Origin of the sequence: Nonomuraea sp. NPDC049784 (assembly GCF_040659615.1) — a bacterium.
In the GTDB taxonomy this organism is placed as follows: Bacteria; Actinomycetota; Actinomycetes; order Streptosporangiales; family Streptosporangiaceae; genus Nonomuraea.
This window is the reverse complement of sequence record NZ_JBFAMX010000014.1, coordinates 20,946-41,989: the sequence shown is the minus strand read 5'-3', so window position 1 is coordinate 41,989 and position 21,044 is coordinate 20,946. Positions and strand designations below refer to the sequence as shown.

At 70.1% G+C, this 21,044-nt stretch carries 18 protein-coding genes; 9 read left to right on the top strand and 9 right to left on the bottom strand.

Annotated elements, in window-relative coordinates; translation table 11 throughout:
- Positions 1-35 precede the first annotated feature (35 nt).
- From AB0J09_RS06265 to AB0J09_RS06255, 3 genes are read left to right on the top strand one after another with little or no spacing between them, the layout of a single operon-like run.
- The gene (locus AB0J09_RS06265; RefSeq protein ID WP_360686002.1) at positions 36-587 is read left to right on the top strand and encodes a hypothetical protein; all 552 of its coding nucleotides are present in this window, start codon (positions 36-38) and stop codon (positions 585-587) included.
- Positions 587-2,683: a flotillin family protein gene (locus AB0J09_RS06260; RefSeq protein WP_360685999.1), complete on the top strand. Its 2,097-nt coding sequence runs from the start codon at positions 587-589 to the stop codon at positions 2,681-2,683. The genes AB0J09_RS06265 and AB0J09_RS06260 overlap by 1 nt, the downstream gene beginning before the upstream one ends.
- 1 nt (position 2,684) lies before the next feature.
- Complete coding sequence (locus AB0J09_RS06255) at positions 2,685-7,538, top strand: DNA repair ATPase (RefSeq protein ID WP_360685996.1); 4,854 nt, start codon at positions 2,685-2,687, stop codon at positions 7,536-7,538.
- Positions 7,539-7,541: 3 nt separating this feature from the next.
- On the opposite strand, the gene AB0J09_RS06250 is transcribed toward AB0J09_RS06255, so the two are convergent.
- Complete coding sequence (locus AB0J09_RS06250; RefSeq protein ID WP_360685993.1) at positions 7,542-8,417, bottom strand: 4-hydroxy-tetrahydrodipicolinate synthase; 876 nt, start codon at positions 8,415-8,417, stop codon at positions 7,542-7,544.
- A 71-nt stretch (positions 8,418-8,488) separates the two neighbouring features.
- Between AB0J09_RS06250 and AB0J09_RS06245 the strand changes: the two genes are divergently transcribed.
- The gene (locus tag AB0J09_RS06245) at positions 8,489-9,358 is read left to right on the top strand and encodes a LysR family transcriptional regulator (protein WP_360685990.1); all 870 of its coding nucleotides are present in this window, start codon (positions 8,489-8,491) and stop codon (positions 9,356-9,358) included.
- Here the strand turns inward: AB0J09_RS06245 and AB0J09_RS06240 are convergent.
- Complete coding sequence (locus tag AB0J09_RS06240; RefSeq protein WP_360685988.1) at positions 9,339-9,959, bottom strand: TetR/AcrR family transcriptional regulator; 621 nt, start codon at positions 9,957-9,959, stop codon at positions 9,339-9,341. The two genes, AB0J09_RS06245 and AB0J09_RS06240, sit on opposite strands and share 20 nt — an antisense overlap.
- 64 nt (positions 9,960-10,023) lie before the next feature.
- On the opposite strand from AB0J09_RS06240, the gene AB0J09_RS06235 reads away from it, so the two are divergent.
- Positions 10,024-10,977, top strand: a complete 954-nt coding sequence (locus tag AB0J09_RS06235; RefSeq protein ID WP_360685985.1) for a zinc-binding dehydrogenase — start codon at positions 10,024-10,026, stop codon at positions 10,975-10,977.
- 3 nt (positions 10,978-10,980) lie between these two features.
- Here AB0J09_RS06235 and AB0J09_RS06230 read toward each other — a convergent pair whose 3' ends face one another.
- The 3 genes from AB0J09_RS06230 to AB0J09_RS06220 are packed head-to-tail and all read right to left on the bottom strand — an operon-like array spanning position 10,981 to position 13,224.
- Entirely contained in the window at positions 10,981-11,931 is a 951-nt protein-coding gene (locus AB0J09_RS06230; protein ID WP_360685982.1) for a serine hydrolase, read from the bottom strand.
- A 59-nt stretch (positions 11,932-11,990) separates the two neighbouring features.
- A complete protein-coding gene (locus AB0J09_RS06225) occupies positions 11,991-12,518 on the bottom strand; it encodes a flavoprotein (RefSeq protein WP_360685979.1) in 528 nt (175 codons plus the stop codon).
- A gap of 46 nt (positions 12,519-12,564) precedes the next feature.
- Positions 12,565-13,224 carry a response regulator transcription factor gene (locus AB0J09_RS06220; protein WP_360685976.1) on the bottom strand — a complete coding sequence of 220 codons (660 nt, stop codon included), beginning with the start codon at positions 13,222-13,224 and terminating at the stop codon, positions 12,565-12,567.
- A 251-nt stretch (positions 13,225-13,475) separates the two neighbouring features.
- On the opposite strand from AB0J09_RS06220, the gene AB0J09_RS06215 reads away from it, so the two are divergent.
- On the top strand, positions 13,476-14,453 hold the full coding sequence (locus AB0J09_RS06215; protein WP_360685973.1) for a polyprenyl synthetase family protein: 978 nt from the start codon (positions 13,476-13,478) through the stop codon (positions 14,451-14,453).
- Here the strand turns inward: AB0J09_RS06215 and AB0J09_RS06210 are convergent.
- Positions 14,440-15,861 carry an MFS transporter gene (locus AB0J09_RS06210; RefSeq protein WP_360685970.1) on the bottom strand — a complete coding sequence of 474 codons (1,422 nt, stop codon included), beginning with the start codon at positions 15,859-15,861 and terminating at the stop codon, positions 14,440-14,442. The genes AB0J09_RS06215 and AB0J09_RS06210 overlap by 14 nt on opposite strands.
- A gap of 27 nt (positions 15,862-15,888) precedes the next feature.
- Positions 15,889-16,614 (bottom strand): class I SAM-dependent methyltransferase, encoded by a 726-nt coding sequence (locus AB0J09_RS06205; RefSeq protein ID WP_360685967.1) that lies wholly within the window; start codon positions 16,612-16,614, stop codon positions 15,889-15,891.
- Positions 16,615-16,780: 166 nt separating this feature from the next.
- Between AB0J09_RS06205 and AB0J09_RS06200 the strand changes: the two genes are divergently transcribed.
- Complete coding sequence (locus AB0J09_RS06200; RefSeq protein ID WP_360685964.1) at positions 16,781-18,103, top strand: LCP family protein; 1,323 nt, start codon at positions 16,781-16,783, stop codon at positions 18,101-18,103.
- Here the strand turns inward: AB0J09_RS06200 and AB0J09_RS06195 are convergent.
- The gene (locus AB0J09_RS06195; protein ID WP_360685961.1) at positions 18,100-18,573 is read right to left on the bottom strand and encodes a tetratricopeptide repeat protein; all 474 of its coding nucleotides are present in this window, start codon (positions 18,571-18,573) and stop codon (positions 18,100-18,102) included. The genes AB0J09_RS06200 and AB0J09_RS06195 overlap by 4 nt on opposite strands.
- A 68-nt stretch (positions 18,574-18,641) precedes the next feature.
- Here AB0J09_RS06195 and AB0J09_RS06190 point away from each other — a divergent pair, with 68 nt between their 5' ends.
- Together AB0J09_RS06190 and AB0J09_RS06185 are read left to right on the top strand one after the other, a co-directional pair.
- A complete protein-coding gene (locus AB0J09_RS06190) occupies positions 18,642-19,571 on the top strand; it encodes an ATP-binding protein (protein ID WP_360685958.1) in 930 nt (309 codons plus the stop codon).
- Positions 19,572-19,648: 77 nt separating this feature from the next.
- Complete coding sequence (locus tag AB0J09_RS06185) at positions 19,649-20,035, top strand: SCO5389 family protein (protein WP_360685955.1); 387 nt, start codon at positions 19,649-19,651, stop codon at positions 20,033-20,035.
- Between the two features lie 28 nt (positions 20,036-20,063).
- Here AB0J09_RS06185 and AB0J09_RS06180 read toward each other — a convergent pair whose 3' ends face one another.
- Positions 20,064-21,044, bottom strand: a complete 981-nt coding sequence (locus tag AB0J09_RS06180) for an LLM class flavin-dependent oxidoreductase (protein ID WP_360685953.1) — start codon at positions 21,042-21,044, stop codon at positions 20,064-20,066.

The following is a 21,044-nucleotide window of genomic DNA, read 5'->3' as shown; positions in this document are numbered from 1 at the left end:
AGGACGTCAACGGGGGATCGGCTAACCGAGGCGGGATGACCGAGTTCTTAGACACCGTACTGAGCTTTCCGACTGTCATTTTCACTTTCCTTCTCGTGGTGGTCATCGGTTATTGGCTGACCGTGATCACCGGGCTGTTCGACCTGGAAGACGACGCCGCCTGGCTGGGCCTCGGGGGAGTCCCCGCCGGAATCGCGCTCTCGCTGTTGATCGCACTGGCCTGGCTGCTCTGCCTCATCGGCAGCGTGGTGGCGAGTGGCGGCCTGCTGATCGCCGTCCCTTTCGCCGCCCTGGGCGGAGCCTGGCTCGCCACCCGTGGCCTGCTGGTTCCGCTGCGCCGGCTGCTCCCTGAAGGGGATCGCCACTCGCGTGGCGACTTCGTCGGCCAGATGTGTGTGATCCGCACCGGCGCGGCCACCCCCGACTTCGGCCAGGCCGAGGTCACCGCCGCCGACGGCTCGTCCGCGGTCGTGCAGGTACGTACGACCGGCCAGGACCGGCTGGCCCGCGGCGACAACGCACTCATCTTCGAATACGACAAAGACGGCGAATTCTTCTGGGTCATGCCGTACGAAAGTGAGCACTGATGGACATCATCTCCACCGGCTTCGGCGTATTTCTCGCCGTCATCCTGGTCATCGTGATTGGCCTGCTCGTCGTCATAGGCCGCCTTTTCCGCAAGGTGGAGCAAGGTAAGGCGCTGATCGTCTCCAAGGTCAACAAGGTGGACGTCACGTTCACCGGCGCCGTGGTCCTGCCCGTCGTCCACAAGGCCGAGATCATGGACATCTCGGTCAAGACCATCGAGATCGAGCGGACCGGCCGCGAGGGCCTGATCTGCCGGGACAACATCAGGGCCGACATCAAGATCACGTTCTTCGTCCGCGTGAACAAGACCGCCGAGGACGTCATCAAGGTCGCCCAGGCCATCGGCACCGCCAGGGCCAGTGACGAGACGACGCTGCAGGAGCTGTTCAACGCGAAGTTCTCCGAGGCGCTCAAGACGGCCGGCAAGCAGCTCGACTTCGTGGACCTCTACACCAAGCGCGACGAGTTCAGGGACCAGATCGTCCGGCTCATCGGCACTGACCTGAACGGCTACAGCCTTGAGGACGCCGCCATCGACTACCTCGAGCAGACCTCGCTCATGCAGCTCGACAAGAGCAACATCCTCGACGCGCAGGGCATCCGCAAGATCACCGAGCTGACGGCGATCGAGCACGTGCGCACGAACGAGTTCCAGCGCAACGAGGAGAAGGAGATCACCCGCCAGAACGTGGACGCCCGCGAGGCCATCCTGGAACTGGAGCGCCGCCAGGCCGACGCCGAGCTGAAGCAGCGGCGGGAGATCGAGACCGTCAAGGCCCGCGAGGAGGCGGAGATCGCCCGCGTGCAGGCCGAGGAGCGGCTGCGCGCCCAGGGCGCGCACATGAAGACCGACGAGCAGCTCGGCGTGCAGAACGAGAACCGGGCCCGCGAGATCGCGGTCGCCGAGAAGAACCGTGAGCGCGTGATCGCCATCGAGTCCGAGCGCATCGAGAAGGACCGGGTGCTGGAGGTCATCGCCCGCGAGCGGGAGACCGAGCTGTCGCGCATCGCCAAGGACAAAGAGGTCGAGACCGAGAAGCGGTCCATCGCCGAGGTCATCCGCGAGCGCATCGCGGTCGACAAGACCGTGGCCGAGCAGGAGGAGAGCATCAAGCGGTTGCGCGTGGTCGAGGAGGCCGAGCGCACCCGCCAGCAGGTGATCATCGCCGCCGAGGCCGAGGCGCAGGAGAACCTGGTCAAGGACATCAAGGCGGCCGAGGCCGCGGAGGCCGCCTCCAAGTTCAAGGCGCGCGAGGAACTGGTGCTCGCCGAGGCCAGGCAGCAGGCCGCCGAGCTGGAGGCCCGGGCCAAGATCCGGCTGGCCGAGGGCGTCCAGGCCGAGTCGGCCGCGTCCGGGCTGGCGCAGGTGCAGGTCAGGGAGCGCGACGCCGAGGCCATCGAGAAGGTCGGCCGCGCGGAGGCGCTGGTGCTGAAGGAGAAGCTGGCCGCCGAGGCCGAGGGGGCCAAGGCCATGGCCCTGGTCGAGGGCGACCGGCTCAAGGCGCAGGCCGAGGGTGAGCAGGCGATGGCGCTGGCCGGGGCATCCGCGGTGGGCGAGAAGCTGAAGGCCGAGGCCGAGGGCCTCACGGCCAAGGCGGCCGCGATGGCGGCGCTGGACGAGGCCAGCAGGGGGCACGAGGAGTACCGCCTGCGCCTGGAGGCCGACAAGGAGATCAGGCTCAAGCACATCGACGTGTCGCGGCAGGTGGCGGAGTCGCAGGCGAGCGTGCTGGCCGCCGGGCTGGCCAAGGCGAACATCGACATCGTCGGCGGCGACACGATGTTCTTCGACAAGGTGGTCGGCTCCATCACCGCCGGGAAGGTGGTCGACGGCTTCGTGGACCACTCCGAGGTCGCCGGGGCTCTGGTCTCGCCGTACGTCAACGGCTCGGCGAGCCTGGCGGCCGACCTGGCGAGCGTGATCGGCGGCGTGCGTAGCGAGGACATCAAGAACCTGACCGTCTCCGCCCTGCTCATGCGGCTCATCCAGGACGGCGGCCCGCACGCGACGGCGCTCGGCGAGCTGCTGGAGACGGCCCGCAGGCTGGGCGTGGCCGACTCCCCGGTGGCGGCGCTCGCCGGGGTGAAGGCCTGACGTGAGCGAGCTGGAAGCGGGGACGTACGAGGTCCTCAGGAACCGGCTCCAGGCCCAGGCCAAGGCGCTGACGGCGGCGGCCGAGAGCCTCAACGGGGAGCGGCTGAAGGTGTTCGGCGGCGCGGAGCTGCGCCTGCTGGGCACCGAGCGGATCCGTACCGAGAACAACTGCGTCCCCAGGGACATCGTCTCCCTGGGCGACGTGATGCTCTTCGGCTACAACGTCTTCATCGGGCTCAAGCCGGAGACGGCGGTGGCGGACGTGTTCGCGGTGCACCGGTTCTCCAGGGACGGCGACGCGTTCAGGTTCGACGCCGACAAGCTGGAGACGCTGGACGATCCGGCGTTCAAGAAGGACTTCGCCGAGCTGTACCGGTACTACAAGGAGACCCGGCTGCAGCAGCTCAGGCGGGTCGAGGGCAAGCTGCTGGCCGTGTTCCAGACAGGTCCGGCGGACCTGCGGGTGCTGCGGTGGGCGGTCAGCAACGGCGGGGTCCCGAGCTATCTGGACAATCGGGGGGAGCGTGACCACGTCTTCCCCCCGTCCCACGACTTCGAGTGGACGCCGACCACGCGCGACGACCACATCCTCGGCCGGCACCCGCACATCTCGATCGAGGACGAGGTGTTCGTCGAGACGGTCGGCGGCGACCTCACCATCAAGATCGAGAACAACACGGAGACCGGCGCCGGCATCTACGCCGAGCCGGTCGCCGAGCCGCTGCAGAGCCTGGCGGACGCCGACGTCGAGTACGCCAGGGTGGGGCCGCTCATCCTCATGCGGATCAGGCCGTACAAGGAGACCGAGCGGCGCCACCTGGTCTTCAACACCCGCACCAAGGCCGTGATCAGGCTCGACGGCCTCGGCCAGGCCTGCCAGCGCCTTCCCGAGGACCAGGGGCTGATCTTCCCCGGCGGCTACTACCTGACGACCGGGGTCAGCAAGACGTTCGACACGGACGTGACGGACCTGGAGTTCGAGCGGGTGGTCCGCTCGCCCAACGGCGAGGACGTCCTGTACGTCTTCCACGCCAGGGGCGACGGGCGGTCGCTGCTGCTGCCGTACAACGTGATCAGGAAGGAGGTGGCCAACCCCATCGTCTGCCACGGCTACTCGCTGTTCGACGACGGCACGATGGTGGTCTTCCGCGCGACCTCCGACGAGCCGACCCGGGTCCACCCGATGCAGGTCTGGCAGACGCCGTACGTCTCCGACACGTACGCCGCCGCCCAGCCCGCCGGGACGGGGCCGCTGGAGCGCATCGGCAACGCGGAGCTGGTGCGCGGCATCTCCGACTGTCTGTCCGTGTCCCGGATGATCGAGGAGATGGCGCCGTCCGCGGGGACGTTCGAAGGGCTGATCGCCGCCTGCACGCGGGCGTTCGACTCCTACCACTGGCTCGAGGAGCACGGCCTGCGCGGCCCGCTCGCCGACGTGCGGGCCACGGCCGAGCAGGTGCTGGACGAGTACGAGAACGTCGAGCAGTTCACCCGCCAGGCCGCTGAGGCGCTCGCCACGGCCTCCGAGGAGACCACCCATCTGGTACGCCAGGCGCGAGCCGACAGTCCGGTCACCGCGGACGCCTGGGTCGCCATGCTGGCCACGCTGCGCCGGGCCCAGGGCCGCCTTGTGACGTTGCGCGAGACCCGCTACATCGACCTGGCCGCCCTGGACTCGCTGTCTTCCTCCGTGGCGGAGGAGCTCGCGTCGGCCGGCAAGCGGGCGGTCGCGTTCATGCAGGGCGCGGACGCGTTCACCGCCTATCACGCGGCCGTCGAGGAGCTCGCCGCCTCCGCCTCCGCAATCGCGACGGTCGCGGAGGCCGCCCCTGTGGCGGACCGGCTGGCGGCGCAGGCGGAGGGGCTGGAGGTGGTGACGGAGGTCGTCGGCTCCCTGGACATCGCCGACGCCACCGTACGCACGTCCATCCTGGGCCGGATCGCCGAGGTCCTCGGCGGGGTGAACCGGGCCAGGGCCATCCTGGACGGGCGCCGGCGCGAGCTGCTCGGCACAGAGGGCCGGGCCGCGTTCGCCGCCGAGTTCGCGCTGCTCGGCCAGGCCATCACGGGCGCGCTGGCCATGGCGGACACCCCTGCCGAATGCGATGAGCAGCTCGGGCGCCTGATGCTGCAGCTGGAGACCCTGGAGTCGCGCTTCGGCGAGTTCGACGACTTCGCGGCACAGCTGTCGGCCAAGCGGGACGACGTCTATGAGGCGTTCTCGGCCCGCAAGCAGTCCCAGCTCGACGCCCTGGCCCGGCGCGCGGACCGCGTCTTCGCCTCGGCCGAGCGCATCCTGGGCAGCATCACGCGCCGCCTCGGCGCCCTGGGCTCCCTGGACGAGGTCAACACGTACTTCGCCACCGACCCGATGGTGGCCAAGGTCCGCTCGGCCGCCGCGGAGCTGCGTTCGCTCGGGGACGCCGTTCGGGCCGAGGAGCTGGACGGGCGCGTCAAGTCCGCCCAGCAGGAGGCTTTACGGGCCCTGCGGGACCGGCTCGACCTCTTCTCTGACGGCGGCGAGACTCTCCGGCTCGGCCACCACCGCTTCGCGGTCAACACCCAGCCCATCGATCTGACGCTTGTGCCGCACGACAAGTCCATGCACTTCGCGATCACGGGAACGGACTACCGCTCCCCTGTGCCCGCCTCCTTCGCCGACACCCGGCCCTTCTGGGACCAGCTGCTGGTGTCGGAGACGCCTGAGGTGTACCGGGCCGAGCACCTGGCGGCCTCGCTCCTGGACTCCCTGGCTCCCGGGGCTGCTCTCGAGGACGTGGTGCGGCAGGCCTTGGAGTCCCGCTACGACGAGGGATACGAGCGGGGCGTCCATGACCACGATGCCCTAGCCATCCTGGACGTTCTGGTGCGGCTGCGGTCGGGGGCGGGGCTGCTGCGGTATCCGGCCGAGGTGCGGGCGGCGGCTCAGCTGTTCTGGATCTTTGGGTTGGACGACGTTTCACGTAAAACATTCACCACGCGGGCCGTGTCGCTGGTCCGCGCCCGCGCCGTCTTCGGGCCCACCCCGGCCTTGGACTCGCTGGCCGCTGAGCTGGGGACGTTGATCGCCCGCTTCATGGCGGGCCTCCGCACGGGGGCGGCGGCACTCGGCGCAACGGGTGCGGCGGCCGGCGCAGCGGAGACGGCACCGAGCACAGGGGCGGGGCTCGCGGGCGAGTATCTCGTCGAGGAGCTGGGCAGCAGCAGCCCGATCGGGTTCGTGACGAGCAAGGCGGCCCGCGACCTCCTCGACGGGTTCAGGAAAACCCTGGGCCCGGCCAAGGTGCGGGAATTCGAGGAGGAGCTCAGGAACGTGCCGCTCCCCGAGCGGCTGCAGCTGGCCCACGCCTGGATGGCCGCCTACCACCAGGGCCCCGAGGTGGCGGAGGCCATTGCCGTACAGCTGTGCGACGTCCCCCGCCACGACTCCAGCGCCACCACTCAGGAGATCGTGGACGGCCTCCTCGGCAGCCACCCCCGCGTCAAGGACCGCAAGCTAGAGATCAGGCTGGACGAGATCCTCAGCAGGACACGCCGGTTCAGGCAGGAGCGGGTCCCGGCGTACCGGGCCTACCAGCGGCGCAGGAGCGAGCTGGTCGAGGCGGAACGGCGCCGCCTGCGCCTGGACGAGTACAAGCCCAAGGTCATGAGCGCCTTCGTCCGCAACCGCCTCCTCGACGAGGTGTACCTGCCGCTGATCGGCGACAACCTGGCCAAACAGCTCGGCGCGGCGGGCGCGGGCAAGCGTACCGACCAGATGGGCCTCCTCCTGCTCATCTCGCCGCCCGGCTACGGCAAGACGACGCTCATGGAGTACGTCGCCAGCCGCCTCGGCCTGATGTTCGTCAAGGTGAACGGCCCGGCCCTGGGCCACGAGGTGACCTCGCTGGACCCTGCGGACGCGCCCGACGCGACGGCCAGGCAGGAAGTGGAGAAGATCTCGTTCGCCCTGGAGACGGGCAGCAACACGCTGCTCTACCTCGACGACATCCAGCACACCTCGCCGGAGCTGCTGCAGAAGTTCATCTCCCTCTGCGACGCCCAGCGCCGCATCGAAGGGGTCTGGAACGGCCGCACGCGCACCTACGACCTGCGCGGGAAACGGTTCGCCGTGTGCATGGCGGGCAACCCGTACACCGAGTCCGGCCGGCGCTTCCGCATCCCCGACATGCTGGCCAACCGCGCCGACGTGTGGAACCTGGGCGACGTCCTGTCGGGCAAGGACGACCTGTTCGCGCTGAGCTACATCGACAACGCCCTCACCTCGAACCCCGTGCTCGCGCCGCTGTCCGGCCGCGACCGCGCGGACGTCGAGCTCCTCGTACGGCTCGCCAGGGGCGACACCACCGTCAGGCCCGACCAGCTCCGGCACCCGTACACCAAGCCGGAACTGGACCAGATCCTCAGCGTGCTGGCCAAGCTGGTGCGCGTCCAGGAGGTCGTGCTGGCCAACAACCAGGCCTACATCGCCTCGGCCGCCCAGTCCGACGCCGCCCGCACCGAGCCCCCGTACCGGCTGCAGGGCTCGTACCGGAACATGAACAAGCTGGCGGAGCGCATCGTCCCCGCCATGAACGACGCCGAGCTGGACGCGGTGATCGACGACCACTACCTGGGCGAGGCCCAGACCCTGACCACGGACGCCGAGGCCAACCTGCTCAAGCTGGCCGAGCTCCGCGACCGCCTCACCCCGGCCCAGGCCGAACGCTGGGCGGAGATCAAGACGGCGTTCCTCAAGGCCAGGGCGCTCGGCGGGGCCGGCGACGACCCGATGACCCGGGCCGTGGGCGCGATCGGGTTGCTGGCCGACCGGGTGAGCGAGGTCGGCACGGCCATCCGGGAGACCGACCGCTGAACGTCAATCGCCTGAGTGCGCCACCAAGCGTGCCTGCGACACCGCCCCCGCACTGGCGGGGACCAGGGGCAACCGCACGTCCGGGGTCGGGATCAGGCCCTCGGCGTGCAGCAACCCCTTGATCACGGTGGGGTTGGGCTCGGCGAAGAGCGCCGCCGAGAGTCGGGCCAGCCGGTGCCCGAGCGCCCTGGCCCGGGCCGCGTCGCCGGCGTGCCAGGCGTCCGCCAGCTCGACGAAGCTCCCGGTCTCCAGATGCGCGGAGGCGAGGATCCCGCCCGTGGCCCCCAGCGCGAGCAGCGGCGAGACGAACGCGTCGTCACCCGCCACCACCTCGAACCCCTCGGGCAGGTCGCCCAGCAGGTCCACCGCATCCTGGTCGATCCCGCCCGCCGCGTACTTCACGCCCGCGATCATCGGATGGGCGCCGAGGTGCCGGAGGGTCGCGGCGCGGACCGCCTGCCCCGTCCGGTACGGGATGTGGTAGATCACCAGCGGCACGGGCGTCTCCTCCGCCAGCGCCTCGAAGTGCGCGATCACGCCGCGCTCGCCGGGCCGCAGGAAGTACGGCACCGTCACCAGTGCGGCACGGACCCCCTCGGGCAGGCCACGCAGGGCCCGAGCCGTCGAACGCGTGTCGTTGCCCGTCACTCCCACCGTGAGCAGCGCCTGCCGCTCCGCGCAGACCCGCGCGCAGGTCTCGATCACCCTTGCCCGCTCGTCGGGGTCGAGCGCGGCCACCTCGCCCGTCGTGCCCAGCGCGACCAGCCCGGCGGCGCCCTGGTCGAGCATGTGGGAGGCGAGCTTCTCGATCGCGTCCACGGCCACCTCTCCCGACGAGGTGAACGGGGTGACCAGCGGTACGTGGATTCCTCTCAGCATGCTTCGAGCCTGCCTCGCATCGATACGTTAGGTCCAGCGCGGATTTCTTCGCTTTAGCTTAAGCTTGACTTATGCTCGACCCGCGCAAGCTCCACCTTCTCCGCGAACTCGCCAGGCGCGGCACGATCGCCGCCGTCGCGGAGGCTGTCACGTTCACGCCTTCGGCCGTCTCGCAGCAGCTCAGCGCCCTGGAGCGGGAGGCGGGCGTGCCGCTGCTCGAGCGTACGGGCCGTACCGTGACGTTGACGCCCGCGGGCCGGCTCCTGGTCGAGCACGCGCACGCCGTGCTGGAGCAGCTCGAACGCGCGTCGGCTGCGCTCGCCGCCGCGCGCGGCGGGCCCTCGGGGCCGCTGCGGATCGGGGCGTTCCCGACGGCGGCCCGCGTGCTCCTGCCCCCGGCCCTCGCCGACCTGACCGGGGCGCATCCCGGCCTGGTGCCGATGGTCTCCGAGATCGACCCCGCCGACGTCTCGGCCGCGCTGCGAGCCGGGGAGCTGGACGTGGCGCTCGTGCACGAGTACGACTTCGTGCCGCCGGTGACCGACGCGTCCATCGAGACGGAGCCGCTGTTCAGCGAGCCGATGTACCTCACCGACCGGCCCTCGGTCGCCGACGCCCGCGCCGACTCGTGGATCACCGACAGGCCGGGGACCCTGTGCCACACGATGGCGATCAGAGCGTGCCAGGCGGCCGGGTTCGAGCCGCTCGTACGGCACCACATCGACGACTTCGACACCGTGCTCGCCTTCGTCGCGGCCGGTCAGGGGGTCGCGCTCGTACCCCATCTGGCGGCGATCGACCCGCCCGAGGGGGTGACGCTCACCCGCCTGCCGTTGAGCCGCCGCACGCTGGCGGCGTTCAGGAGGGGGAACGGCGAGCACCCCGCGATCAGGGCGGCCGTCGCTGCCTTCCACAAGGCGATCACCCACCTCCCCCTCTGACCCCGAGCAGCCCGTTGACCAGGTCGGCGAAGGCGGCGGCCAGCCGCTCCTGCTCCCCCGCCCGCAACTGGCTCGCGATCGGCTCCATGTGCAGGGTGCCGAGCAGCATGTGAGCGATCTGCTCGGCGTCCACGTCGGGCCGCCCCTCGGCGATCAGCCCGGACACGTGCCGGTGCCAGGCCAGGTAGATCGGGTTGGCCTCCCTGGGCTGCTCGCCGTGGCTCTTCCTGGTGACCATGGCGTGCTCGATGGCGCTCATCAGGTTTCCGTTGCGTGCCGCCAGCTCCGCCACCCCCGCGAAGAACGCGACCAGCCGCTCGGCCGGGTCCGCGCCCGGGCCCAGCGGCGGCGGCCCCTCGGTGAAGGCCTGCTCGAACTCGCGTGCCCGCTCGCTCATCAGCTCGAGCATGAGCCCCGTACGGCTCCCGAACCGGTGGAAGACCGTCCCCTTGCCCACGCCGGCGGCGGCCGCGACGCGCTCGACGGAGACCTGCTCGGGCGGGTGCCGCCGCAGCAGCTCCTCGGCCGCCCGCAGGATCGCCTGCCTGTTGCGCGCGGCGTCGGCCCGCTCTCGACGTTCCATCCGGTCATTCTTTCCCATGGACAAACTTGACCAGTGGTCCATATATTAACTGGACCAACGGTTCAGTTTAAGGAGTCCCAGCATGCGCGCGATCGTCCTGTCCGAGAAGGGCGGCCCGGATCGGCTCGAAGTGACCGACCTGCCACGCCCGAGTCCCGGTGAGGGCCAGGTCCTCATCCGCACGCAGGCCATCGGCGTCAGCTACGCCGAGACGCAGATCCGGGCGGGCACGCTGCCGTTCCCGCTGCCGCTACCCGCCGTGATCGGCGCGGAGGCGGCCGGCGAGGTGGTCGAGGTGGGAGAGGGGGTGGATGCGAAGCTGCTCGGGAGCACGCTCGTGGGAGTGACCGGCGGGCTCGGGTCGTACGCCGAGTACGCGCTGCTCCCCGCCGCCATGACGTGTCCCCTGCCGGACGGCGTGACCCCGGTGGACGCGCTGGCCGCGGCGGCACCCGGCGCGATAGCCCTCGCCCTGCTGCACAAGGCGCGCCTCGATGGCGGGGAGAGCGTGCTCGTGGAGGCAGGCAGCAGTTCGGTGGGGACCTACCTGGTGCGGCACGCGAAGGAGTTCGGGGCCGGACGGGTGATCGCCACCGCGGGCTCGGCCGCCAAGCGGGACCGGGCCGCTCGCCTGGGCGCGGATCTCGTGATCGACCATAGCTCGCCCGACTGGCCCGGCGAGCTGCCGGATGTGGACGTGGTCTTCGAGTCCGTCGGCGGCACGGTGGCCAGGCAGGTGCTCGACCACCTCACTCCCGGCACCGGCCGAATGCTGTACTACGGGATGCTGAGCGGGGAACCCGCCGCCATCACGGCCGCCGACCTGATGGAACGCGGGGTGACGGTGACCGGCTGCAGCGGCCCCGGGTGGGCCGGGGAGGTGTTCGCCACGCACCTCCCGGCGATCCTCGACCGGCTCACCGACGGGAGGAGCCGGGCCTATGTCGACCGTACGCTGCGACTGGAGGAGGCGGCGGAGGCCCACCGCCTCCTGGAGAGCCGCGCGATCACGGGCCGGATCCTGCTCGTCCCCTGAGCGTCAGGCGTCCAGAACCGCTTCGAGCACCGCCACGGCACTGGTCTGGCCCTGGTCGTACTCTCCGGCCGTCACCGCCACGACCAGCTCGTCCTCCGGCTGGACGACCAGGCGCTGCCCGCCGTTCCCGATGCCGCCGGTCCAGCGGCGCTCCCCGGTGCCCATGTACCACTGGTAGCCGTACTCGAACCCCTGGTCGATCAGCACCCGAGGCCGCAGCATCTCCTGGAGCCACTCACTTGGCACGATGTCCCGGCCGCCGTCGAGCACCAGTTGCCCGATGGCGGCCAGGTCCGCCGGCCGCAGCCGCAGCCCGGCCGCCGCGCTCACCGTCCCGTGCTCGCCCCTGGACCACTCGAAGGTGTTCACCCCGAGGGGCTCGAAGAGCGCGGTCGCGGCGTACTCCTCGAGCGGTTTCCCCGCCCCGCGCGCGATGATCCCGCCGATCAGAGCGGCCGCCCCACCGCAGTAGAGCCACCGCTTCCCCGCCTCCTCGATGACCGGCCGTTCCAGCACGTACCGGTACCGGTCAGGTGCCAGCTCCATCGCGATCTCGCTGTTGGCCGGGCTGGTGTAGGGGGCGTCCTCGTTCCATTCGAGCCCGAGCGTCATGGTCAGCGCGTGCTCGATGGTGAGATGCGCCCGCGCGGGATCCGCCACCAGGTCCTGATATTCCGGAAATTGGGCCACCAGTCCCGCCCTCGGCTCCGGCACCAGCCCTTCGCCCAGCGCGATGCCGTACAGCAGCCCCACCACGCTCTTGGACACGGACCTGAGGTCGTGCAACGTGTCCCGGTCGAACTCGACGTGCCCCAGCGAATCGCCCAGCCGGTGGTCCGGCCCGGAGCCGTACCGCTCGAGGACGACCTCCCCGCTCCGCAGCACCACGAGGCCGTGGAAGTACGGCGCCTTGCCCGCGCGCAGGACCTCGTCGACCCGTTCGGCCATTGTCATGATGTTCCTCCTGAAGTCGGTCGGTACATCCCGGGATACCGCCTCACACGATGTCAGGCTCAACCACGGAGCTCGTCCAGCGCGCGCTCCCACGGAAAGGGCTCGGCCACGGCGTCGGGCTCGTCCGAGGCGAACTGCCCCGGGCCCAGCACGACACGGACGCCCTCGCCGCGCAGCAGGTCGATGCTGCGCAGGAAGGGGCGGCGCTCGGCCAGGGCGTTGTTGACGAAGGGGAGCACGACGACGGGGATGCCGAGCCCGGGCGCCTCGGCCAGCAGGCCCAGGGCATAGGTGTCCGCGATGCCCTGGGCGAACTTGTTGACCGTGTTGTAGGTGGCGGGCGCGACCACGATCGCCCCGGCTCGGGGCGGTTTGGGCTCGTACGGCTTGCGGTACTGGCTGCGGACCGGCCGGCCGGCCTGCCGTTCCAGCGCGGGCACGTCGATGAAGTCCAGGGCGGACGGGGTGGCGACGACCTGGACGATCCAGCCCTGTTCCTGCGCCATGGCGACGAGCCGGCCGACGTCGGAAGCCGGTCCGGCGGCGCACACGATGACGTAGAGCTCCTTGCTAGATGGTCGGGTCACGCGAGGACTCCCTGCGGTGCGGCGTATGGTGACCCTCTCATGCGGGTCAGCCAGGCGGGCGGCCAGGGCGGCGCGATCCGAGGCCCGCGTCCCTCGCCCGGGCCACGGCGGCGGCGCGGTCGCCGACGCCGAGCTTGGCGAAGACGTTCGACACGTGATTGCGCACGGTCTTCTCGCTCAGGCACAGCCGCTCGGCGATCGCCGGGTTGGTCAGCCCCGCCGCGATCAGGTCGAGCACCTCCAGCTCGCGGTCGGTCAGCTCGGGCAGCGGGCGGGGCTCGACGCGCGGATCCGACAGCGCGGCGAGGACCCGGTCGCCCGCCCCGCGGTCGAAGACGACGTGCCCGGCCGCCACCGCCGCCAGCGACCTGGCGATCTCGGCGGGCGTGGCCTCCTTGAGCAGGTAGCCCCGCACGCCCGCCCGGATCGCCTCCAGGATCGTCGCGTCGTCCGACAACATCGTCAGCGCCGGCACCGCCACGCCCGGACAGCGGGAGCGGATCTCGCGGGTCGCCTCGATCCCGCTCATGCCGGGCAGGTGCAGGTCCATCAGGACGATGTCCGGCGACGTGGCGGCCACCAGTTCCACCGCCTCCTCTCCGGAGGCCGCGTGCCCGGCGACCTCGACGCCGTCCAGGTCGCCCAGCAACCCGATCAGCCCCTCGGCGAACATCGGATGCTCTTCCACCACGACGACCCTGGTCATGTGGCCTCCTTCAGCGGCAGCCTGACGAGGATGTTCGTGCCGCTCCGCGTCGTGGACAGGTCGAACGTGCCGCCCAGTTCGGTGGCGCGGCGGCGCATGGAACGCAGGCTCACGCTGTCCCGGCGTCATGGGCCCACATGTCCCAATTCATGGGTGACTTCTCACCCCGGCACCGCCGCATGGGTCAGCGCTGAGAGCGCCCTCAGGGTCTCTCAGGCCCGGCTCAGCGAGCTCCGAGCAGGCTGGGAGGTATGGATCAACTGCTGAGCAGCCCTGCCATCGTCCAAGGTCTGCGAAAGGTCGAAGCCAGGATCCGCCGCCTGAGCGGGTCGTCCGCGCTGCCGGCGATCAGCGCCGGTGCCGGGCGGATCGTGGCGGCCGGTGGCAAGCGGCTGAGGCCCGCCCTGACGCTCGCCACCTCCTTGGCCCTCGGCAAGACGCCCGACCGGCGGGTGATCACGGCGGCCGCGTGCGTCGAGCTCATCCACGCCGGGTCGCTCGTGCACGACGACCTCATGGACCGCGCCACCGAGCGCCGCGGAGCCAGGACGCTCAACGCCGAGCTGGGCGACGGCAAGGCGCTGGTGATTGGGGACTTCATGCTGGCCAGGGCAGGGCTGGCGGCGATCACCGCGGTGTCCAGGCCGGTCGCCGAGGTGCTGGCGGCCACCGTGGTCGAGCTGGCCGAAGGGCAGTATCTCGAGACGACCGACCTGTTCGATCCCGCCCGTACCCGGGAAAGTGCCATCAGGTCCATCACCGGCAAGACGGCCGCGCTGTTCAGGGCCGGGTGCCTGGTGGCGGCCGTGTGCGCGCACGCCTCCCCCGAGGACAGGGCACGGATGGCGGCGTACGGCGAGAGGTTCGGGCTGGTCTTCCAGATCCTCGACGACCTGCTCGACCTGACCGCGCCGGCCGAGCGGCTCGGCAAGCCCGCCGGGAACGATCTACGGCAGGGCGTCTACAGCCTCCCGCTGCTCCTCTCCGGCACGGACCTCGGCGATCTACTGGGCAGGCCCATGTCGGACGAGGAGGTCGAGGAGGCGCTGCGCAGGCTGCGGGCGAGCCGGATGGTGGACGACACGATCGAGTACTGCCGGGGCCTGGCCTCCGACGCGCTGGCCGCCCTGCCCGTGATCCACGACCAGGAGATGGCGGGCATCCTGTACGGCCTCCCCACCGCGTACATCGATCACGTGGCCCGCATCTCGCTCATCACGCCACGGTGAGAGGCGTCGCGATGGCCTCCAGGCCCTTGCGCTCGGCCTTGACCCCGAACAGCAGCTCCACCAGCCCCGCCGCGATCATCACGATGCCGCCGATGGAGAAGGCGAGCGCCGTGTCCCCGGGCACCCCGGTCTCCACCAGCGAGGCGAAGACGAGCGGCCCGGCGATGCCGCCGGCGGCCGTGCCGATCGCGAAGAAGAACGCGATGGCCAGGGCCCTGGTCTCCATGGGGAAGATCTCGCTGACGGTCAGGTACGCCGAACTGGCCCCCGCCGAGGCCACGAAGAGCACCACGGACCAGCACGCGGTCAGCGTGACGGCGGTCAGCACGCCCTGGTTGAACAGCCAGGCGGTGCCCAGCAGGAGCACCCCGGACCCGATGTACGTGGCCGAGATCATCGGGATCCTGCCCACGGTGTCGAAGAGGTGGCCGAGCAGCAGCGGGCCGAGGAAGTTCCCGACCGCGATCACGGCGAAGTAGTAGCCCGTGTGCGTGTCGATCTTGTAGAAGGTGGACAGGATATGCGCGTAGCCGAAGGTGATCGCGTTGTAGAGGAACGCCTGCCCGATGAAGAGTGACAGGCCCAGGATCGTACGTGTGGGGTAGAGCGCGACCATGGTGTGCGCGATCCGGATGAATCCGATGGACTTGCGCTGGCGCACGGTGATCGACTCCGACGGCTCCGGCAGGTCGACACCGATCTGCCGCTCGATGTCGCCGACGATCTCCTCGGCCTCCTTCTCCTTGCCGTGGATGAACAGCCAGCGCGGGCTCTCCGGCACGTTCCGCCGTACCAGCAGGATCGCCAGGCCCAGCACCACGCCCAGGCCGAACGCGACACGCCAGCCGATGTTCACCGGCAGGTCGTTCAGCAGCGGCACGGTCAGCAGCGCGCCGCCGGCGGCGCCGAGCCAGTAGCTGCCGTTGATGATGATGTCGATGCGCCCCCGGTGGTGGCTCGGGATGAGCTCGTCGATGGCGGAGTTGATGGCCGCGTACTCGCCGCCGATCCCGAACCCCGTCATGAACCTGAACAGGAAGAACCACCACGCCTGAAAGGAGAACGCAGTCATCAGGGTCGCCAGCAGGTAGACGACCAGCGTGATGAGGAAGAGCTTCTTCCTGCCGAACCTGTCGGTCAGCCAGCCGAAGAACAGCGCCCCCGAGCAGGCTCCCGCGACATAGAGCGCGGCGGCCAGGCCCGCGACCTGCGCCTGAGTGATGTCCAGGCCGCTTCCCGGCTTGGCGAGCTGTCCGGAGAGGTTGCCGACGATGGTGACCTCGAGCCCGTCGAGTATCCAGACGGTGCCGAGCCCTACGACGATCATCCAGTGCCAGCGGGACCAGGGGAGCCGATCGAGGCGCGCGGGCACTTTGGTGGTTACGGTGCCGGTTTCCACGTCGCTCATAAGCTCTTGTGGCTACCCGCGTTCTCGCTAGGTAGGCTTCCTGGCTTCCAGGATGCCGGTGTTGAACCACGGTCCGCCGTACCAGAACCGCCAGCCCGCGTCGCGACGCCGCACGTCGACCACGCCGAGCGAGCGCAGCGTGTCCTCGTACGCGACCGTGTGCTGGAAGTCGGCGAGCAGCATCAGCCCGCCGGGCCGCAGCACCCGATGCGCCTCGCGCACGGCCTGCGCGCGCCCCTCGGCGTCGGGGATGTTGTGGACGGCCAGGCTCGACACGATCGCGTCGAACGCGCCGTCGCCGAACGGCAGGTCGCGCATGTCGCCGGTCACCAGCTCGACCCGGTCGGAGACGCCCTCGGCCTCGGCGTTAGCCCTGGTCGTCGACTCGTCGTTGCCTGACTGGTCCTTCGAGCGCCACAGGTCGATGCCCGTCGCGCTGCCGTGCTCGAGCCGTTCCGCCGCCATCAGCAGCACCGCCCCACGGCCGCAGCCCAGGTCGAGCAGCCGCTCGTCGCCCTTCAGCAACTGAAGTTCCTCGGCCCAGACCACGAACTTGCCGCGGCGCGTCGTGTAGAGGTAGCTGGCCGCACTGGCCAGCGTGTAGAGCCCGCCGAACAGGAACGCGATCCCGGCCGGAGGGATGTCCAGCAGGAAGGAGATCACCGCCAGGGCCAGCAGCCCGATCGCGCCCAAGAACAGACCGGCCAGCGCCCAGGGTGCGTCGAATCCATAACTACCGTGTCGCTTGCGCACATTCACGTTATATCTCAAGGTGGTCTTGACGTGGAATTGACCGAACCCTTCTCCTTCCTACCGTCTATCCCGCACAGCTCATTACTACGGTGACGTGGATGAGCACACGATGGGGGTTTGACCAGGCATGACAGTGAACCGGCGGGGATTCGGCCTAGGCGCGAGCATGGCACTCACGTTCGCCTCGGCTCTGCTGTGGGGTGTAGCGCATCTCGCGGCCGAACGCCGCAAGACTGGCCTGGCGCTCATGTTCGGGCATGTCGCGATGCTCGCCGGCGTCCTCACCCTGTTCACCGCCTACAGCGCCAACCTGCTGTCGCTGGCGGTGCAGCCCCACTGGCTCGTCTGGCTCACCGTGGCGCTGGTGATGATCGCGCTCGCCTGGACCGGCGTGATCGTCTGGTCATTCGTCCTGGTACGTCCGCCGAGCGCGGACACCGTGGGCCGCTTCCTGACCACGACGCTGACCGTCGCCCTGTGCGCGCTAGTCCTGACCCCGACCGTGTACGCCGCCAGGCTCGCGTACCTGTCACGAGACGTCGTGAACACCCTGTTCTCCACCGCCAGCAGCACGCCCGTCATGGCCCAGGACCCGTGGAACGGCGCCAGCCGGGTCAACTTCCTGCTCCTGGGCGGGGACGCAGCGCCGGGACGGCCCGGTGTGCGTACCGACAGCATGACCGTGGCCAGCGTGGACACCGAGACCGGCGCCACCGTCCTGTTCGGCCTGCCGCGCAACCTCCAGAACGTCCACTTCTCCGACGGCCCGGCCAGGGCGCGCTTCCCCTACGGCTTCACCGGCGACGGCCCCAGCACCCCCGGGCTGCTCAACGAGATCTACCAGTTCGCCGAGGACAATCCAGACATGGTGCCGGGCGTGGCGAAGGGCAAGCGCGGCGCGACCCTGCTCAAGCAGACGATCAGCGACATCCTCGGCATCGACGTGAACTACTACGCCCTCGTGGACATGAAGGGATTCGCCGAGATCATCGACGCCATGGGAGGCGTGAAGGTCACCATCAAGGAGCCCATCGTGTACGGCCGCTGGCGCGAGGGCCTGCTGCCGACCGGCACCCGCAGGTTGTCCGGCCAGGAGGCCCTCTGGTACGGCCGCTCGCGTACCGACAGCGACGACTACGTCCGCATGGGACGCCAGAAGTGCCTGCTCAACGCGGTCGCCAAACAGGCCGACGCGCTGACCGTGCTCAACAGCTTCGAGCAGCTCGCCGCGGCCACCAAGCGGGCCATCTCGACCGACCTCCCGCAGGAACTGCTGCCGGCCGTCGTGGGCCTGGCGCAGAAGGTCAAGGACACGAAGATCCGCAGCCTCAGCTTCGTGCCGCCGCTGATCAACACGGTGTACCCCGACTGGTCCCTGATCCGGCACAAGGTCGCCGAGGCCCTGAAGGCGCGCCCCTCGCCCAGGACCGACGCCAGCCCGGCGCCGGACCTGGACCGCCCGGTCAACCTCGACGCGACCTGCGCCTAGACGGTCTCATCGAGGTGGTCCGCGTAGTACTCGACGGCCCGCCGGTAACCGCCGACGTGGCCCGACTCGGCTACCACCTTGAGCAGCGTCGAGACCGCCTCCTGAGAACGGCCGAGGTTGTACAGCGTCATCGCCATGAAAGTGCGCAGCCCGGCGTCGCCGGGGTACTCCCCCAGCGCCCTGACGAACGTCTCCAACGCCTCGTCATACCGCCCGAGCCCTCGCAACGTGCTCCCGAACCCGGTGTAGGCCCCCAGCCGATTGCTCAGCTCCTTGTCCGCCAGGGCCGTCTCGTAGTACGGCACCGCCTCGGCCTCGAGGCCGAGCGTGTCGTGCACCCAGGCCGTCTGGTAGGCCACCTCGGCGTCGTCCGGATGCCGGCGCGCCAGCTCGACCAGCAGCTCCCTGGCCTCCTCCGGCTTGCCCTCCTCCCGTAGGCGCACGCCCCGGGCCAATTCGTCGTCACGCATGCACACAGTGTGGCATGATGTTGCCCGACCCGAAACGGAAAAGGTTTTCATACTCACATGGAGGGGCCGTGAGAGTGGCGTTCGTCGGAAAGGGCGGCAGCGGCAAGACGACGATGTCCGCGCTGTTCGCCCGGCACGTGGCGAGGCAGGGCGGGCCGGTGGTGGCCATCGACGCCGACATCAACCAGCACCTGGCCATGGTGCTCGGCCTCGACCGGCAGCCCGAGCCGCTCGGGCCCCGTCTCACCGAGATCAAGGAGCGGCTGCGCGGCGACAACCCGCGCATCCCCTCCGCCGACGCCATGATCAAGACGACCCCGCCCGGTCGCGGCTCCCGGCTGCTGAGCTTCGACGACCTGGCCGCCGACCCGTACGCGCTGACCACCCCCGAAGGCCTGCGCCTGCTGGCGACGGGGCCGTTCAGCGAGGACGACCTGGGCGTGGCCTGCTACCACTCGAAGGTGGGCGCGGTGGAGCTGCTGCTCAACCACCTGGTCGACGGTCCCGGCGAGTACGTCGTGGTCGACATGACCGCGGGGGCCGACTCCTTCGCCTCCGGGCTCTTCACCCGGTTCGACCTGACGTTCCTCGTCGCCGAGCCGACCAGGCAGGGCGTGAGCGTCTACCGGCAGTACCGCGACCACGCCGCCTCGTACGACGTCGCGCTCGCCGTGGTCGGCAACAAGGTCCACAGCCAGTCCGACGTCGACTTCCTGCGCGGGCACGTGGGCGACGACCTGCTCACCTGGATGGAGCACTCGGCCGCCGTGCGCGCCATGGAGCAGGGCCGCCACTTCACCCTCGACGACCTGGAGCCGGTCAACGCCGACGCGCTGGCCGTGCTGCACAAGGCCCTCGATCAGCAGGAGAAGGACTGGGAGCGCTTCGGGCGGCAGACCGTGGAGTTCCACCTGCGCAACGCCCGCGCGTGGGGCAACGAGAGGACCGGCTCCGACCTGGCCGCACAGATAGACCCGGATTTCGTGTACGGCCCCTAGTGCTTCCCTCAAGCCATCTGGAGCAAGAACGAATCCCCGCATAGCGTCAAATTTGATCCCTTTCGAGAGGAGACAGCATGTCGCTGACCGTTCCGAACGATCTGCTCGACCAGGCCAGAGCCGGTGACGTGGACGACGCGGCGTTTCTCGCGTGTGTACGCGACTCGCTCCCGTACGCGTGGTCGCTGATCAACGAGCTGGTCGAGCAGCGCGAGCAGACGGGAGCCGAGTTCGCCGACAACCAGGTGCCACCGCCGTCAGAGGAGGCCCGCGGCCAGCTCCTGCGCTGCCTGGCCAGCGACGCGATGCGCGGCGCGCTGGAGCGCCACTTCGGGGTACGCCTGGCCTTCCAGAACTGCCACCGGGTCGCCGTCTTCGACCCGACGGCGACGAAGGCCCTGCGCGACTTCGTCACCCCGAGGGCTCAGATCCTCAACCAGAAACCGGAGCTGGTGGACTGCTGAACCCGCCGCGCCGGTGACCCGGTCCGGGTCACCGGCGCAGCATGGGCAGCACCTCGGCCCCGAACCGCCGCACGTTCTCCAGTGTCCGCCGATGCTCCCCCAACCCCTCGACCAGCAGAACGAACCGCTCGATCCCGGTGTTCTCCGCGGTACGCAGAATCGTCTCGGCACAATGCTCGGCCGACCCGACGGGATGAATTCTGCTCAACAGATCCGCATATGCCGGGACATTTCGTGAAGGTCTGGGCCGGCCGTCCACCGGCACGTACCCGGCCAGCCCCGGCTCCAGCCACCGGGGCAAGGACTCCTTGATCTCCCGTACCGCCTCCGCCGTGGAGTCGGCCACGTAGGCGACCCCGGCGGCGAGGTGATCACGGGCCGTGCCACCACGGGCCGCGTAGTCGGCGACCAGGGCGGCCTTCTCCGCGTCCCCGATGTGCATCCCCAGCAGCATCGGCAGCCCTCGCTCTGCCGCGATCCCCACGGTCGCCTCGGAGGTGCACGCGACCACGGGCCGCATCCGCGCGCCGGGCACCATCTGGACCTCCCTGAAGCGGAAGAACTCCCCGTCAGCGGCGACGGGTTCTCCCGAGAGCGCGCCGAGCAGCAGATCGAGCGACTCCCCGAACCCCCGCTCGAACCGCTCCAGACCCGTCCCGAACACCTCCAGGTCCACCCACGGCCCGCCCCTGCCCACCCCCAGCGTGAACCGCCCGCCGGACAGGTGATGCAGCATGGCTGCCTGCTCGGCCAGCGCCACGGGATGCTGGGTGGACAGCACGCTGACGGCCGTGCCGAGCCCGATCCGCGAGGTCCTGCCGAGCGCGACCGCCGCCAGGGTGGTGGCGGAGGGGCACACGCCGTAGGACATGAAGTGGTGCTCGGCGATCCACGCGTCGTCGAACCCCGCCTCTTCCGCCGCCACAATCAGTTCGACGGCGTTCGCCAGCACGTGCCCGGCTTCCTGGCCGGGAAATCGCGCCGCGACGACAAAGACGCCGATCCGCAT